The following is a 16,029-nucleotide window of genomic DNA, read 5'->3' on the forward strand; positions in this document are numbered from 1 at the left end:
TCTTCCCCGGGGTCCGTGCCCCCGCACGGGGGCGCGGACCCCGGCGGCCCGGCCGGCCCGCGCGGTCGCCTCGCCGAGCGGTCCCTTGCCGTGCGCCGTCGGCTCGGTGAGTGCCCGCCCGCTGTTCGCCGGAGCCTCAGCGGCCGAGTTCCTTGCGGGTGACCCGGCGGAGCCTGCGCCGCTGCGAGGGGTCCAGGGCGAGGTACGCGGCCACCGGAACTCCCACGATGATCAGAAACGCCACCCACCAGGGCAGCCATATCAACAGGATCAGCCCGACCGCCACGCCCCCTGCGGCGATCTTCGCGTTCTTGGACATGAGCGTCGCCTCCTTCGCGGCCACTGCCGCTCTCTGATCTGAGAACGGCCTCCCGCCCTCCGCGGTTCCGCATTCCACCCCTGAGACATCCCCGAGCGCACCCCTACTGGCTCACTCCCGGGCTTCTGCCGGCTCGCTCCCGGCTCCGCGACGGCCCGCGTCGAACGGATCGTGAAGTGATCCAGACCATGACTTCGGCACGACGGAGCGCCGTCGCCGTGCTCTGCCTTCGGCGACTCCGACCCGCCTGGACCTCGCCGTGCCCTCGGCGGACGGCCGTGTCGAACGCGTCCCGATGCCCGTCCTCCTGCTGCTGGCCCGCGATGCCCTTCCGATGCGAGGGAGGCCGCTGGGTTCCGGCGAGCGGGGCCGGCCCCGATCCCGCGCCCGTGCCGGCCTCCGCACGACTCGATGCGAAGGCAAGCGGTACGGACGGGTTCTGACGCTCCGTCAGCACGCGGCCGGCCCGATCCGACGAGCGGCGGACGCCGGCCGTTCATTCCGTGGCCGTACGCCGTTCCTCGGGGGGCCTGATCGTGGCCGCAGTCAGTGACCTTGTTCCCAGGAGGCCCGATGTCCCCGCACGCCGCCGGCCGGCGCAGCGTCCACCGTTCCGTTGCCACGGGTCTGCCCCTGGCCCTGGCCGCCGTCCTCGTGGCCGCGGGGACAGCTGCGGCGGCGCCGTCCGGGAACGCCCGTGTCGTCCGCACGGCGACGCTCGGTGAGATCCCGCTGGGCACGTTCAGCAACGCACTGCTGCCCGGCAGTGTGTCCGACGACCGGGGGGGTGAAACTCGGCGGCATCGGCAGCGACATCTACCCGGCGGGCCGCAAGGGCGAGTACTGGACGGTGACCGACCGCGGCCCCAACGGCCAGATCAAGGTGGACGGCAAGAAGCGCCGCACCTTCCCGGTGCCGGGCTTCGACCCCGCCATCGTGAAGATCCGGGTCGCCGGGAAAGACGTCGAGGTCATCGACGCGATACCGCTGACCACCGCCTCCGGGAAGGCCGTCACCGGCCTGCCCGACCAGCGGAGCCGGGACGAGGCGCCGTACACCTTCGACGCGCGGACGCCGCTCTCCTACGACCCGAACGGCCTGGACACCGAGGGCATCGTCCGGGCCGGGGACGGCAGCTTCTGGCTGGTGGACGAGTACGGGCCGTCCCTCGTCCACGTCTCCGCACGCGGGAGGGTTCTCGCGCGCTACGTGCCCGAGGGCCTCGGCCTGACCGGCGCGGACTACCCGGTGGTGGAGGCCCTGCCGTCGGTGCTGCTGCACCGCAAGGTCAACCGGGGTTTCGAGGGTCTGGCGCAGCTGCCCGGCGGTGACCTGGTGATGGCTCTGCAGAGCCCGCTCTCGCTGCCGGACGGGGACGCCGGTGAGGCCTCGCGCACCACCCGGCTGCTGCGTTTCTCGCCGCGCGAGAAGACCGTCACGGCCGAGTACGCCTACCGGTTCGACCCGGTGAACGTGGTCGACCCGAGCGAGGACGACACCTCCGAGCTGAAGATCTCGTCGGTGGTGGCGGTCGGCCGTGACCGGCTGCTCGTCGAGGAGCGCACGGACAAGGCGGCCCGGCTGCAGCTGGTCCGGCTGGGACGCGGGGCGGACATCCTCGGCGGCCCGTGGGACGACGACACGACGTCTCCGTCGCTGGAGCAGCTGGACGATCCGGCGGCCGCCGGGGTGCCGGTGCTGTCCAAGCGGCTCGTGGTGGACCTGGGCAAGGTCGCCGGGGTGCCCGGGAAGATCGAAGGCATCGCGCGCGTGGACCACGACACGCTCGCGCTCGTCAACGACAACGACTTCGGGATGACCGACGGTGAGGGCGCGTTCGACGCCCGGGGCCGCCTGGTCGACAGCGGTGTCAGGACGACGGTGACCTACGTGCGTCTGCCCAAGGGGCTGTGACGGAACCCGGCGGGCCGGCTTCTCGGCCCGCCGGGATCAGCCGGGCCGGGCGGCACGAGGTGCGCTGCCCGGCCGCCGCGTTCCACGGGCCGGCCGCGAAGGCGCGGTCGGCCTGTGACGTGACGTCCTCCTGCGGGGGGACCGTCACGCCACGCGCGCGTGGAGGTCAGCCCCGCGCTCCCAGCAGGTGGTCCATCGCCAGCTGGTCGAGCCGTTCGAAGGCCATGCCACGCGCGGCGGCCGCCTCCGCGTCGAAGTCCTCGAAGGCCGTGCGGTCGGCGAGCAGGGCCCGCAGACCGTCGGCCGCGGTCGGCTGGGCCAGCTGGTCCAGGCGCGACGCCACGAGCGCCTCCCGTACCTCCGGGTCGGCGCGGAAGGCGGCGGCACGCTCCTTCAGGATGAGGTAGTTGCGCATGCAGCCGGCCGCCGACGCCCACACGCCGTCGAGATCCTCGGTCCGCGGCGGCTTGAAGTCGAAGTGGCGGGGGCCTTCGTAACCGGCGCTCTCCAGGAGGTCGACGAGCCAGAAGGCGGCCCGCAGGTCACCGGCGCCGAACCGCAGGTCCTGGTCGTACTTGATGCCGGACTGGCCGTTCAGGTCGATGTGGAAGAGCTTGCCCGCCCACAGGGCCTGCGCGATGCCGTGCGGGAAGTTCAGGCCGGCCATCTGCTCGTGGCCGACCTCCGGGTTGACTCCGTACAGCTCGGGCCGCTCCAGCCGCTCGATGAAGGCCAGCGCGTGGCCGACGGTGGGCAGCAGGATGTCGCCGCGCGGCTCGTTCGGCTTGGGCTCGATGGCGAAGCGCAGGTCGTAGCCCTGGGTGGTGACGTACTCGCCGAGGAGGTCGAAGGCCTCCTTCATGCGGTCCAGGGCGACGCGCACGTCCTTGGCGGCCCCGGACTCGGCGCCCTCACGGCCACCCCAGGCGACGTACGTCTTCGCGCCGAGCTCGACGGCGAGGTCGATGTTGCGGATCGTCTTGCGCAGGGCGTAACGGCGCACGTCGCGGTCGTTGGCGGTGAACGCGCCGTCCTTGAAGACGGGGTGCGTGAAGAGGTTCGTGGTGGCCATCGGGACGGTCATGCCGGTGGCGTCGAGGGCCTGGCGGAAGCGCTTGATGTGCGACTCGCGCTCGGTGTCCGAGGAGCCGAAGGGGATCAGATCGTCGTCGTGGAAGGTCACTCCGTAGGCGCCGAGCTCGGCCAGGCGCCGCACCGTCTCGACCGGGTCGAGGGCGCGGCGGGTGGCGTCGCCGAACGGGTCCCTTCCCTGCCAGCCGACGGTCCACAGACCGAAGGTGAACCTGTCCTCGGGGGTGGGTCGGTAGCTCATGCCGCGGCTCCTTGCTGGTAGGACTATTTCGTCATGGCGGTTTACAAATTAGTATGCGGACGCACCCCTGGGAAGAGACAAGATGTCTTCGACGGACAGGTGTCTTCGCAGGGGTGTCTTCGACAGCCCACCGCACATCCCGCGGAGCCGCGGAAGAGGGAGAGCCCGATGTCAGCAGCCGAGGGTCCGCTCGTCGTCGGGGTGGACACGTCCACCCAGTCCACGAAGGCGCTGGTCGTCGACGCGGCGACCGGGCAGGTCGTGGCCCGTGGCCAGGCGCCGCACACCGTGACCACCGGGATGGGCCGGGAGAGTGATCCGCGCCAGTGGTGGGACGCGCTGTGCGCCGCGCTGCGCCAGTGCGGTGAAGCGGCGCACGAGGCGGCGGCCGTCTCGGTCGGCGGTCAGCAGCACGGCCTGGTCACCCTGGACGGGCGCGGCGAGCCGGTGCGTCCGGCGCTGCTGTGGAACGACGTCCGCTCCGCACCGCAGGCCCGCCGTCTCGTCGAGGAGCTGGGCGGACCGAAGGCATGGGCGGAGCGCGCCGGCAGCGTGCCCGGTGCGTCCTTCACGGCCGCCAAGTGGGCGTGGCTCGCCGAGCACGAACCGGAGGCGGTCCGCGCGACCAGGGCGGTGCGGCTCCCCCACGACTACCTCACCGAGCGCCTCACCGGGCAGGGCACCACCGACCGGAGCGACGCCTCCGGCACCGGATGGTGGGCGTCCGGCGCGGAGGCGTACGACGAGGAGACCCTCGCGCACATCGGTCTCGACCCGGCGCTGCTGCCCCGGGTGGCCCGGCCCGGCGAGGTGGTCGGCACCGTGCGCGACGGCCATGAGGTCCCCTTCTCCAAGGGCACGCTGGTGGCGCCCGGCACCGGCGACAACGCGGCGGCGGCACTGGGCCTCGGTCTGCGGCCCGGCACCCCGGTGCTGAGCCTCGGCACGTCCGGCACGGTCTACGCCGTGTCCGAGCGCCGCCCCACGGACCCGACCGGCACGGTGGCGGGCTTCGCCGACGCGCGCGGGGACTGGCTGCCGCTGGCCTGCACGCTGAACTGCACCCTCGCGGTGGACCGCGTGGCGGCCCTGCTCGGCCTGGACCGCGAGGCGGTGGAGCCCGGCGGCTCCGTGACCCTGCTGCCCTACCTGGACGGCGAGCGCACCCCGAATCTGCCGCACGCCTCCGGAGTACTGCACGGGCTGCGCCACGACACGACCGCGGGCCAGCTGCTGCAAGCCGCCTACGACGGCGCGGTACACGCGCTGCTGGGGGCGCTCGACCTGGTCCTGGACGAGGACGCGGACCGCGGTACCCCGCTGCTCCTGATCGGCGGCGGCTCCCGGGGGAAGGCCTGGCAGCAGACCGTGCGCCGGCTCTCCGGACGCCCCGTCCAGGTCCCGGAGGCCGATGAACTGGTCGCTCTGGGCGCGGCGGCGCAGGCGGCCGGACTGCTCACCGGCGAGGACCCCGCGGCGGTGGCCCGTCGCTGGAACACGGCCGCGGGCCCGGTGCTGGAGGCCGTGGAGCGGGACGCGGCGACGCTGGACCGGATCACCGGGGTACTCTCCGACGCGGCCCCGCTGCTGGAGCGGGAGACCGGAACCCAGTGACCCGGACGCCCGCGCGAGACCGGGCGGCAGACACCGAGGATTGACGGAGGCATGACCGAACCGCTGCACGAGGCGCGCCCACCGGGCACCGGGCGCTCCCTGCCGGACACCCAGCAGGGCATGCGCCGGCGCAACCTCGCCCGGGTGATGCACGCCGTCAGCGCGGAGGGTTCGCTGTCCCGGGCGGCGGTCGCCTCACGGATCGGTCTGACCAGGGCGGCCGTGTCGACGCTGGTGGACGAGCTGATCCGCTGGGGGCTGCTGGAGGAACTGGGCCCCGAGCGGCCCGGCCGGGTGGGGCGGCCGGGGTCGGCGCTCGCGGTGAGCGGGCGGGGCCCGGCCGGGATCGGGGCGGAGGTAGGCGTCGACCACCTCGCGGTGTGCGCGGTCGATCTGCGCGGCGAGGTCCGTGCCCGGGCCGTACGGCACGGCGCCCACCGGGGCCGGGCGGCCGAACCCGTCATCGAGAACCTGACGGCGCTGATCCGCGGGGTCGTCGAGGAGGCGGAGCAGGCGGGACTCTGGCCCGCCGGGCTCGCGGTCGCCGTGCCCGGCCTGGTGGCCCGGGACGGCCGGACCGTCGTACGGGCGCCGAATCTCGACTGGCACGACACCGACCTCGGCGCCCTGCTGCCCGGGGACTGGCCGCTGACCGTGGACAACGAGGCCAACTTCGGCGCTCTGGCCGAGCTGTGGCTCGGCGCCGGCACCCCCGGCGACTTCTTGCACGTGTCGGCCGAGATCGGCATCGGCGCCGCGGTCGTCGTGGGCGGCCGGCTGCTGCGCGGGACCCGGGGATTCGCCGGCGAGCTGGGCCATGTGCCCGTACGGCCGGACGGTCCGCCCTGCCCGTGCGGCGGCCGTGGGTGCCTGGAGCAGTACGCGGGTGAGGAGGCGGTGCTGCGCGCGGCCGGGCTGGAGCCGCGGGAGGATCTGGTCGGCCTGCTCGGGGAGCGCGCCGGAGCGGGCGATCCGGCGGTACGGGCGGCTCTGCGGGACGCCGGTACGGCCCTGGGCATCGCCCTGACCGGAGCGGTGAACCTGCTCGATCCCGAGACGGTGGTCCTGGGCGGGGCCCTGGCCGGCCTCTCGCCGTGGCTGCTGCCCGCGCTGGCGGGCGAGCTGGCGGGCCGTACGGCGGGCCAGGCGTGCCCGGTGACGGTGTCCCGGCTGGGTCCGCAGGGCCCGCTCCTGGGCGCCGCGCACTCGGTCGTCCGCGCGGTCCTGGACGATCCCGCGGTGGTGGCGGAACGTTCCTGAGACGCCGCGGCCGGACCGCGGCTCTCCAGGACGGGTGACGGAACGCGTTGTACGCGGCGGCATGAGCCGGCGACCGAAGCTCTGTCTGCCCTCCTCGGCCACGACGGTGCCGTGCGGCGCGATCGGGCGACCGCGCCCTGCACCGGCCGCGGCCCTGCCGTGCGGGTCGCCGGCCCACCCTCCGCCCGTCGCCCGGTCCTCCCCCGATCGGGTGAGCGAGTTGTCCACAAGCCGCGACTTGTCCACGGAACCGTTGCATGCCCTTCTGACCAACGGGACCGCGCCGTACCGTGATTCACGTGAGCACCGACCGACGGCCCGTCATGTGCGGCCGTCGGCTGACGAGATGAGGAAACGCGCACGCGGCTGGTGACGACGGACCGACACGTATCGGGGGGGGCACATGCATGGAGGGCCGAGCGGGGCACTGCGGCGCGATGCCATCGGATTGCGCGAGGTCCTGTTCCAGAGCGTCACGGCGATGGCCCCGGCCGCCGCGGTGGCCGCGTCCATTCCGTCCGGCGCAGCCTTCGCGGGCGGCAGCCTGCCGCTGGCGGTCCTGATCGCCCTGGTGGCCTGCCTGTTCACGGCCTCCTGCGTCGCCGAGCTGGCCCGGGAGCTGCCCGCTGCGGGTTCGGTGGCCACCTACGCGGCGCGGGGCGTGCACCCGGCCGCCGGCTTCCTCGTCGGCTGGGCCTACGTCTTCGTCGAGATGCTGGTGCCACCGCTGCTGCTTCTGCAATTGGGCTTCACGGTGGCGGGCACACTGCACGCCGAGTGGTCCGCGTACCCGGCGGACCTGTGGTGGCCCTGGGCGCTGGCGGGAGCCGGGGTGATCGCCGTCGCCGGCTTTCTCGGCGTCCGCGCCTCGTCCCGCTTCGGCACCGTCCTCGGCGTCTTCGAGATCCTCGTCCTCCTGGTGTTCGCGGTCCTGCTCATCGGCAGGGCCGGCAGCGCCAACACCTTGTCGGTGTTCGGTACGTCCCACACCGCCGACGGGTACGGGGGCGCCGCCGGGGTGTTCGCCGGGTCCGTGTACACGGTGCTGGCGTTCGCCGGGTTCGAGGCGGCCGCGCCGCTGGCCGAGGAGACGCGCGATCCACGGCGGACGATGCACCGGGCGGTGCTCGGAGCGGCCCTGGGCATCGGTCTGTTCTACGTCCTCACGACGTACGCGATGACCGTCTATTTCGGCCCTGACCGTTTCTCAGGGTTCGGCGCCTCGGGCGAGGCGTCCTGGGAGGGTGTCGCCCGGGCGTCGTTCGGTCTCTTCTGGGTGCTGGTGTTCCTCTCGGTGGTCAACTCCACGATCGCGAACGCCAACGCCTGCGCGAACGTCTCGACCCGCACGGCCTTCGCCCTGGCCCGCATCCGCGTCCTGCCCGGCCTGCTCGCCACGCTCCATCCGCGGCACCGCTCCCCCGTGGCGGGCATCGCCGTGCAGACCGTCGTGGCGGTCGGGGCCGTGCTGGGCCTCGGCTTCGGCTACGACCCGGTCACCGCGTACGTGCTGCTCGCCACGGTGATCGTCACGGTCGTCGTCGGTGTCTACATCGTCGTGAACGTGTCCTGCGCCGGCTACTTCCTGCGGTCCGGCCGGGCCCTCCTGAAGCCGGTACGGCATCTGCTGTTCCCGGTACTGGGCAGCGCGGCGTTCATCCCGGCCCTGCTGACGGCCGCCGGACTCCCGGTGTTCGACTTCGTGACGGAGCTGACGGCTCCGGTGTCCTACGCGGGTCCGGTCGTCGGCGTGTGGCTCGCGGTGGGCGTGGCGGTTCTGCTCGTGCTGACACGACAGCACCCCGAACGAATAGCCGAGACCGCCCGCGTGCACCTCGACACGTACGACCCCGGCGCAGACCGCGAGGACGGGACCGTGGTCCGCTGACCACCCGTCATACCGGCCGACGGCGCAGGCCCGCCGGACCGGTCCCCCGACATCGACGACCGATCTCCAGAAGGGAGCCATGCGACGATGACCGAGCCCCGGATCCTCACCGTACGCCCGGAACCGGACCAGTACGCCTGGACGTTCGGCGGAGCGGCACCCCTGGCCCGGATCGCCCCCGGTACGGTTCTCGATCTGTACACGGAGGACTGCTTCGCCGGCCGGGTCCGCTCCGAGAAGGACCTCGTCTCCGAGGTGTGCCAGTTCCCGTACCTCAATCCCCAGACCGGCCCCTTCCACATCGAGGGCGCCGAACCCGGCGACACCGTGGCCGTCCACTTCGTGTCGATCGAACCGGCCCGTGACTGGGCGGCGTCCACGACGGTGCCCCTCTTCGGCGCGCTGACCTCCACGCACACCACGGCCACCCTGCAGCCGCCACTGCCGGAGCGGGTCTGGATCTGGCAGCTGGACCGGGCCCGCGGGACCGCCCTGTTCCAGGCCCAGGACAGTGACATACGGGTGGAGCTGCCCCTGGACCCGATGCACGGCACGGTGGGCGTCGCCCCCGCCGGCCTGGAGGTCCGCTCGGCCCTGGTTCCCGATGCCCACGGCGGAAACCTGGACACGCCCGAGATGCGCGCCGGCGTCACCTGCTATCTGGGCGTCAATGTCGAGGGCGCCCTGCTCAGCCTGGGCGACGGGCATGCCCGGCAGGGCGAGGGCGAGACCTGCGGTGTGGCCGTGGAGTGCGCGATGAACACGGTGGTGGTCGTGGACCTCCTCAAGGGGGTCACCACACCCTGGGCCCGGCTGGAGTCGGACACGCACATCGTCTCGACCGGCTCGGCCAGGCCGCTGGAGGACGCGTTCCGGATATCCCAGCTCGACCTGGTGCGGTGGCTGGTGCGCGACTACGGGTTCAGCGAGCTGGACGCGTACCAGTTCGCGACCCAGGCCGTCGAATCACCGTTGGCCAACGTGTGCGACACGAACTACACGTGCGTGGCCAAGCTCCGCAAGGAGTGGTTGCCCGCGCGGGAGACGTACCGCGGCGTGCACGCACGACTGCGGGAGAGCGCGCGGTCCCTGCGCGGCTGACGTCTCCGCCGTACCCCTGACTTCCGACGACTTCCGAACGGCTTCCCCAAGGCATCCCGAAAGGCATCCCGCCATGGACATGCACCGAGCCGAGCCGCGGCTCAGCCGACGGCGACTGCTGCTGAAGGGCGCGGCACTCGCCGCCCTCCCCTACACGCTGCTTCCCGACCCGCGCGCCGAAGCACAGAGCGGGACCGTGGACTACCCGCCCGCGGAGTGGCAGCCGGCGAGCAGCTCCAACTACACGGTGGCCGACCGGCCCGGTGACTACTCCGTCGACCGTGTGATCATCCACGTCACGCAGGAGACGTACACCGACACGCTGTCGATCTTCAGCAATCCGTCGAAGAAGGTCTCCGCGCACTACCTGGTCCGCTCCGCGGACGGGCACATCGCCCAGTGCGTGCACGAGGCCGCCATCGCCTGGCACGCGGGCAACTGGAACTACAACACCCGCAGCATCGGCATCGAGCACGAGGGCTGGGTGGATCAGCCGGGGTATTTCACCAACGCCCTGTACGAGCAGTCGGCGAGACTCACGGCGGCGATCTGTACCAAGTACGGCATCCCCCGGGACAGAGAACACATCATCGGCCACTACCAGGTGCCCGGTTCCGACCACACCGATCCGGGGCCGGGCTGGGACTGGGTGCGCTACATCAGATTGGTCAACTTCTCCTAGCCGGGGCGGAGCGGCCGGCCGAGCGGTTGTCCGGGCGGGGCACCGGGGTGACGATGGTCCCGGCCGCCCCGGCGCCACCGAGCCGGCCGCGCCACCGCCCGGTCCGCCGCACCCGACATCACCACCTGCACACCGCACGGAGTCCGCCTCCGTACACCGCACCGAGTCCGCCTCCGCACCCTGCACCGCATGCACCTCGGCGCACCGCACCCCGCACCGCATCCACCTCGGCGCACCGCACCGCACCGCGCCGCTCCAGGTCCGCGCACCACACCGAGCCCGGCTCGGCGCACCGCACCGCATTCACCGTCGTTTCACCGTCCGGGGAGGCCGAGTTGACCGATCCGTGGGTGGCCCTGGAACCGGGGGCCGATCCCGCCGAGCGTGTCCGGGCGCTGCGCCGGGCGCACGAGACGTTCACCGCGGTGGGAACGGTGCCGCGCCCGGTGCGGTCGGTGGTGGCGGAGTCGTGGCGGCGCAGCGCGCGGGCCGGTGTCGGGCCCGACGGCACCGCCAGCGTGGAACTGACCGACGGCGACCTCGGCGCCTACCGCGCGGAGCATCCGCTGGCCCGGGTGATGCCCTTGTTCCGGGAGCTGATGGGCACGTTCGCGGCCGACGGCGAGCATCTGCTGGCGGTCTGCGACGCGCACGGCAGGCTGCTGTGGGTGGAGGGGCACACGGCGACCCGGCGCCTCGCGGACCGCATGAACTTCGTGCCCGGGGCCCGCTGGTCGGAGAACGCGGTCGGCACCAACGCGCCGGGCACCGCCGTCGCCGTGGACCGGCCGGTGCAGGTGTTCGCGGCGGAGCACTTCATACGGCGGGTGCAGCCCTGGACGTGCGCCGCCGCGCCCGTGCACGATCCACGCACCGGACGGGTCCTGGGGGCCGTGGACATCACCGGCGGGGACGGGCTCGCCCATCCGCACAGCCTCGGCTTCGTGCAGGCCGTGGCGCGTGCCGCGGAGACCCAGCTCGCCCTGTTCACCCCGCCCCGTGCCGAGGAGGCCCCGCTGCTGAGCGCGCTCGGGCGGGACGAGGCGGAACTCGCCCTGGACGGCCGGCGCATCAGACTCAGCCGCAGGCACAGCGAGATCCTCGTGCTGCTGTCGCGGCATCCCGAGGGTCTGAGCGGGGACGAACTGCTGTGCTCGCTGTACGCGGACGAGTCGGTGACACCGGTGACGCTGCGGGCCGAACTGGCGCGGCTGCGCAGGCTGATGGGTCCGGGGTTGCTCGCCTCACGGCCGTACCGGCTGACGGCCGTGGTCGAGTCGGACGCGACCGTGGTCGAGCGGCGGCTCGAGACGGGTGCGCTCACGGCGGCGGCCGAGGCGTACACCGGGCCGCTGCTGCCCGGTTCGCAGGCCCCGGCCATCGTCCGGCTGCGGGAGCGGCTCTCCGGCGGACTGCGCGCGGCACTGGTCGCGCACGGCGACCCGGACCTGCTGGCGGACTGGGCACACGCGCCGTGGGGCGAGGACGACGTGGAGGTGTGGCGGGCGCTCGCCGCCGTGCACCCCACGGCCCCGGTCCGCGCACGGCTCGCCGCGCTGGAGGCCGAGCTGGCGGCGCCGGCCGGCCGGGCACCGGCGCGGACCCGCGGGAGACCCGGGCCGTCGCCCTGCGCAACGTACTTGCAACGTCCGCCTGTCTAGCCTCGCGCCGAGAGCTGCCCAACGGCGGGCAGCGCTGCACCGGGAGGCAGACCAGGATGACTCGTTACGCGGCGCCGGGCACCGAGGGCGCGATCGTCTCCTACCAGCCGCGCTACGACCACTTCATCGGCGGCACCTATGCACCGCCGGCGCGCGGGCAGTACTTCGAGAACCCGTCGCCGGTCAACGGGCAGCCGTTCACCGAGATCGCGCGCGGTACCGCGGAGGACGTCGAGCGGGCGCTGGACGCGGCGCACGAGGCGGCGCCCGGGTGGGGCCGTACGCCGGTGGCGGAGCGCTCCGACATCCTGCTGAAGATCGCCGAACGCATGGAGGCGAACCTGGAGCGGCTGGCGGTGGCCGAGAGCTGGGAGAACGGCAAGCCGGTCCGGGAGACGCTGGCGGCCGACATCCCGCTCGCGATCGACCACTTCCGCTACTTCGCGGGAGCGATCCGGGCGCAGGAGGGTTCGCTGGGCGAGATCGACGACGACACGGTGGCGTACCACTTCCACGAGCCCCTCGGGGTCGTCGCGCAGATCATCCCGTGGAACTTCCCGATCCTGATGGCGGTCTGGAAGCTCGCGCCGGCACTGGCGGCGGGGAACGCGGTCGTGCTCAAGCCGGCCGAGCAGACCCCGGCCTCCATCCACTACTGGCTGAGCCTGATCGCGGACCTGCTGCCGCCGGGCGTGCTGAACATCGTCAACGGCTTCGGTGTGGAGGCGGGCAAGCCGCTGGCGTCGAGCCCGCGGGTGGCGAAGGTCGCGTTCACCGGGGAGACCACGACCGGGCGGCTGATCATGCAGTACGCGTCGGAGAACATCAAGCCGGTCACGCTGGAACTCGGCGGGAAGTCGCCGAACATCTTCTTCGACGACGTGTGGGCGCACGACGACGACTTCCGTGACAAGGCGCTCGAAGGCTTCACGATGTTCGCGCTGAACCAGGGCGAGGTGTGCACGTGCCCGTCCCGGGCGCTGATCCAGCGCGGCCACTACGCGGAGTTCCTGGAGGCGGCCGTCGAACGCACCCGGCTCATCAAGCCGGGCCACCCGCTGGACACCGACACCATGATCGGCGCGCAGGCCTCCAACGACCAGCTGGAGAAGATCCTCTCCTACCTGGACATCGGCCGCCAGGAGGGCGCGAAGATCCTCACGGGCGGTGAACGCATCGAGCACGAAGGGGAGCTGAAAGGCGGGTACTACGTCCAGCCGACCATCTTCGAGGGCGACAACCGCATGCGGATCTTCCAGGAGGAGATCTTCGGCCCGGTCGTCTCGGTGGCGTCCTTCGACGACTTCGACGACGCGATCAAGATCGCCAACGACACGCTGTACGGCCTGGGTGCGGGCGTATGGACCCGGGACATCAACACCGCGTACCGCGCGGGCCGCGCGATCCAGGCGGGCCGGGTGTGGACCAACTGCTACCACGCCTACCCCGCGCACGCGGCGTTCGGCGGCTACAAGCAGTCCGGAATCGGCCGTGAGACGCACAAGATGATGCTGGAGCACTACCAGCAGACGAAGAACCTGCTGGTGTCCTACTCGCCGAAGAAGCTGGGCTTCTTCTAGCCACGTAGTCACGTTCGGTCAAGGGGCCACGTGCGGTCAGGTGGGCACGTGCGGAGGGCGCCCGGCCGGGGAGCACACCCGGCCGGCGCCCGAAGCGCCTTCCACGAGGCGTCGCCGCCATGCCGGTCGCGGCCCCCGGCCGGCATCCACACCGGCACCCGCACCCACACCACCACCGGGACCAGCACCAGCACCCACACCGGCACCGTCACGCCCCCACGGCACGCCACGCACCACGACCCGGCGCGCACGCACCGCCACCGGCCGCGCACGAACACCGACCGGCGCGCACGGGTGCGGCGGGCGGGCGATGCTGGGGAGCGGACAGGTCTGCGAGGAGGCCAGGAGGCTCGGCCGGTGATAGCCGTCAACCCGATGGACAGCGCCTCGGTGCTGGCCGCCTTCGGCGCGCTGGGCGTCCTCGTGGTGATCTTCGCCGAGTCGGGCCTGCTGGTCGTCGGATTCTTCCTGCCCGGTGACACGCTGCTGTTCCCGGCCGGGGTGCTGTGCGCGGGCAGTGCCCAGCAGCCGCCCCGCCTGGCCCTGTGGCAGGTGCTGCTGTGCGGCGCCGTCGGGGCGGTCGCGGGCGGGCAGGTGGGGTATCTGATCGGGCAGCACGGCGGGCGGGCACTGCTGGCGCGCTCCTCCGGCGGCCGGGTGAAGCATGCGACGGCGCGGGCGGAGCGGCTGCTGGCCCGCTACGGATACGGCAAGGCACTGGTGATCGGCCGGTTCGTGCCGCTGCTGCGGACGGTCCTGCACCCCGTGGCGGGGGCCCTGGGCGTGCCGGTACGCCGCTTCACGCTCTGGCAGACCGTCGGCGGTGTGCTGTGGTCGCAGACGCTGGTCCTCGCCGGATACACCCTCGGCGCCTCCGTCCCGCACATCGACGACTATCTGCTGCCGCTGGTGGCCGTGGTCGTCGTGCTGTCGCTGCTGCCGTTGCTGCCGGAGCTCCGCCGCGCCCGCCGGGAGCGGCGGAACTCCTCCGACTGACCGGCCCGGCGGCGCCCGCTACAGCCACGCCGCCCGGTGCGTGACCCGCCCCGCCAGCACCGTGAGCACCACCGGCAGCCCGGCCAGCTCGGTGTCGGGCACCCGCAGCGGGTCGTCGGCCAGCACCGTGAGGTCGGCGCGGTGGCCGACGGCGAGCCGTCCGGCGTGGTTCTCCTCCCCAGCGGCCCAGGCGGCGTTGACGGTCATGCCCCGGAGCGCCCGCAGCGGGGTGAGGGCCTGGCCGGGGCCGTGCGGGGGCAGGGAGAGGTCGGCGGGCCGGCGGTGCCGGGCACCGGCCATGACCTGGAGCGGCGGGTACGGCGCGATGGGCCAGTCGGAGCCGAGGACGACCCGTGCCCCGGCGTCCCACAGGTCGCGGCAGCGGAACGCCCGCCCGGCCCGTTCCTCGCCGAGCCGGCGCGACCAGTTGTCGGTGTGGTCCGCCCGCGTGTACTCGCAGCAGTGGGTGGGCTGCATCGAGGCGGCGACGCCGAGCGGCGCGAAGCGGCGCACGGTGTCGTCCGGGACGGTCTCGATGTGCTCGACCCGGTGCCGTACGGCGCCCGGACCGTCCGCCCGGCCCGTCTCGGCCTGCGCCTTCTCGACGGAGTCGAGCACATGGCGCACCGCCGCGTCGCCGATGGCGTGGGTGGCCGTGGGCACTCCGGCGCGGTGGAGGGCGGAGATCACCTGGGTGTAGCGCTGCGGGTCGGGCCAGTAGGCGTGGCCGGACTCGCCGTGGCAGTCGGGGGCTTCGAGCCAGGCGGTGCCGTTGTCGATGGTGCCGTCCATGAACAGCTTCACGCCCGCCACCCGCCACTGGGCACCGCCGGTGCCCTGGAGCCGGACCAGATCGGCGACCTCGGCGTCGTCCGCCTCGGGCCGGCACCAGGGGGCGATCCTCAGCCGCAGGGGCAGGGCGTCCTCGGCCTCCAGGGCGGCGTAGACGGCGAGGCTGTCCCCGTTCGCGTCCATGGCGTGCCCGCCGGTGAGTCCGGACGCGGCCATGGCGGCCAGCACCTCCGCGGTGCGGGCCCGCGTCCCGGCCTCGGTGGGCCGGGGAGCGACCGCCTCGACGAGTGCGCAGGCGGCGTCCTCCAGCAGCAGGCCGGTGGGCCGGCCGTCGGCGTCGCAGACGATCTCCGAGCCCTGCTCGAAGGTGCGCGGTCCGTCGACGCCGGCCAGTTCCAGCGCCTGTTCGCTGGCCAGCGCCGAGTGCGCGTCGAACAGGTCGATGAGGGCGGGCACGCCGTCGAGGACGGGGCCGAGGGCGGCGTTGCCGACGGGCGCCGGGCCGAAGGCATTGGGGTCCAGGCCCCAGCCGCGCAGCCAGGCGCCCGGCCGCAGGGCCCGCACCGCCGCGGCGAGCGCGGTCCGCAGGGCGTCCAGGTCGCGACAGGCGGACAGGTCGACGCCCATGGTGCGTTCGGCGCCGGAGACCGGGTGCAGATGCCCGTCGGTGAACCCGGCGGTGACCACCGCTCCGCGCAGGTCGACCACGGTGGTGCCGGGCCCGGCGAGGGCGCGGGCGTCCCGGTCGTCGCCGAGGAAGCTGATCCGTCCTCGCTCCGCGGCGAGCGCGGTGTGCGGGAGGAACCCGCCCGTACCGGGATCGAGCAGCCGGGCGGAGAGCAGGACGAGGTCGGCGGGCACGGGGGCTCCTTCGCGCAGGGGGAGGGT

The 16,029-nt window shown here is 73.3% G+C and carries 11 protein-coding genes and 1 pseudogene; 9 read left to right on the top strand and 3 right to left on the bottom strand.

Translation table 11 applies throughout. The features are described from left to right. Nucleotides 1–136: 136 nt before the first annotated feature. Nucleotides 137–319: a tail-anchor membrane protein gene (locus tag FHS34_RS07575; protein WP_184962425.1), complete on the bottom strand. Its 183-nt coding sequence runs from the start codon at nt 317–319 to the stop codon at nt 137–139. A gap of 573 nt (nt 320–892) precedes the next feature. On the opposite strand from FHS34_RS07575, the pseudogene FHS34_RS07580 reads away from it, so the two are divergent. Further along, nucleotides 893–2,234: pseudogene (locus tag FHS34_RS07580) on the top strand (esterase-like activity of phytase family protein). Nucleotides 2,235–2,400: 166 nt separating this feature from the next. Here FHS34_RS07580 and xylA read toward each other — a convergent pair. Continuing rightward, nucleotides 2,401–3,567 carry a xylose isomerase gene (xylA, locus tag FHS34_RS07585; RefSeq protein WP_184962427.1) on the bottom strand — a complete coding sequence of 389 codons (1,167 nt, stop codon included), beginning with the start codon at nt 3,565–3,567 and terminating at the stop codon, nt 2,401–2,403. Between the two features lie 168 nt (nt 3,568–3,735). Here xylA and xylB point away from each other — a divergent pair, with 168 nt between their 5' ends. The 8 genes from xylB (at nt 3,736) to FHS34_RS07625 (ending at nt 14,349) form a co-directional block, all read left to right on the top strand. Further along, a complete protein-coding gene (xylB, locus tag FHS34_RS07590; protein ID WP_184962429.1) occupies nt 3,736–5,181 on the top strand; it encodes a xylulokinase in 1,446 nt (481 codons plus the stop codon). Nucleotides 5,182–5,232: 51 nt separating this feature from the next. Further along, complete coding sequence (locus FHS34_RS07595) at nt 5,233–6,441, top strand: ROK family transcriptional regulator (protein ID WP_184962431.1); 1,209 nt, start codon at nt 5,233–5,235, stop codon at nt 6,439–6,441. 403 nt (nt 6,442–6,844) lie between these two features. Beyond that, nucleotides 6,845–8,329, top strand: coding sequence for an APC family permease (locus tag FHS34_RS07600; protein ID WP_184962433.1), 1,485 nt, complete (start codon nt 6,845–6,847; stop codon nt 8,327–8,329). An 87-nt stretch (nt 8,330–8,416) separates the two neighbouring features. Further along, nucleotides 8,417–9,430 carry an acetamidase/formamidase family protein gene (locus FHS34_RS07605; protein WP_184962435.1) on the top strand — a complete coding sequence of 338 codons (1,014 nt, stop codon included), beginning with the start codon at nt 8,417–8,419 and terminating at the stop codon, nt 9,428–9,430. A gap of 79 nt (nt 9,431–9,509) precedes the next feature. Further along, nucleotides 9,510–10,112: an N-acetylmuramoyl-L-alanine amidase gene (locus tag FHS34_RS07610; RefSeq protein WP_184962938.1), complete on the top strand. Its 603-nt coding sequence runs from the start codon at nt 9,510–9,512 to the stop codon at nt 10,110–10,112. Between the two features lie 335 nt (nt 10,113–10,447). Next, nucleotides 10,448–11,773, top strand: a complete 1,326-nt coding sequence (locus FHS34_RS07615; RefSeq protein WP_184962437.1) for a GAF domain-containing protein — start codon at nt 10,448–10,450, stop codon at nt 11,771–11,773. A gap of 56 nt (nt 11,774–11,829) precedes the next feature. Beyond that, entirely contained in the window at nt 11,830–13,353 is a 1,524-nt protein-coding gene (gene exaC / locus FHS34_RS07620; protein ID WP_184962439.1) for an acetaldehyde dehydrogenase ExaC, read from the top strand. Nucleotides 13,354–13,710: 357 nt separating this feature from the next. Continuing rightward, on the top strand, nt 13,711–14,349 hold the full coding sequence (locus tag FHS34_RS07625; protein ID WP_184962441.1) for a DedA family protein: 639 nt from the start codon (nt 13,711–13,713) through the stop codon (nt 14,347–14,349). Nucleotides 14,350–14,367: 18 nt separating this feature from the next. Here FHS34_RS07625 and FHS34_RS07630 read toward each other — a convergent pair whose 3' ends face one another. Then, a complete protein-coding gene (locus tag FHS34_RS07630; protein WP_184962443.1) occupies nt 14,368–16,002 on the bottom strand; it encodes an amidohydrolase in 1,635 nt (544 codons plus the stop codon). Between the last annotated feature and the right edge of the window lie 27 nt (nt 16,003–16,029).

It is taken from the genome of Streptomyces echinatus (assembly GCF_014203595.1).
Classification (GTDB): domain Bacteria; phylum Actinomycetota; class Actinomycetes; order Streptomycetales; family Streptomycetaceae; genus Streptomyces; species Streptomyces echinatus.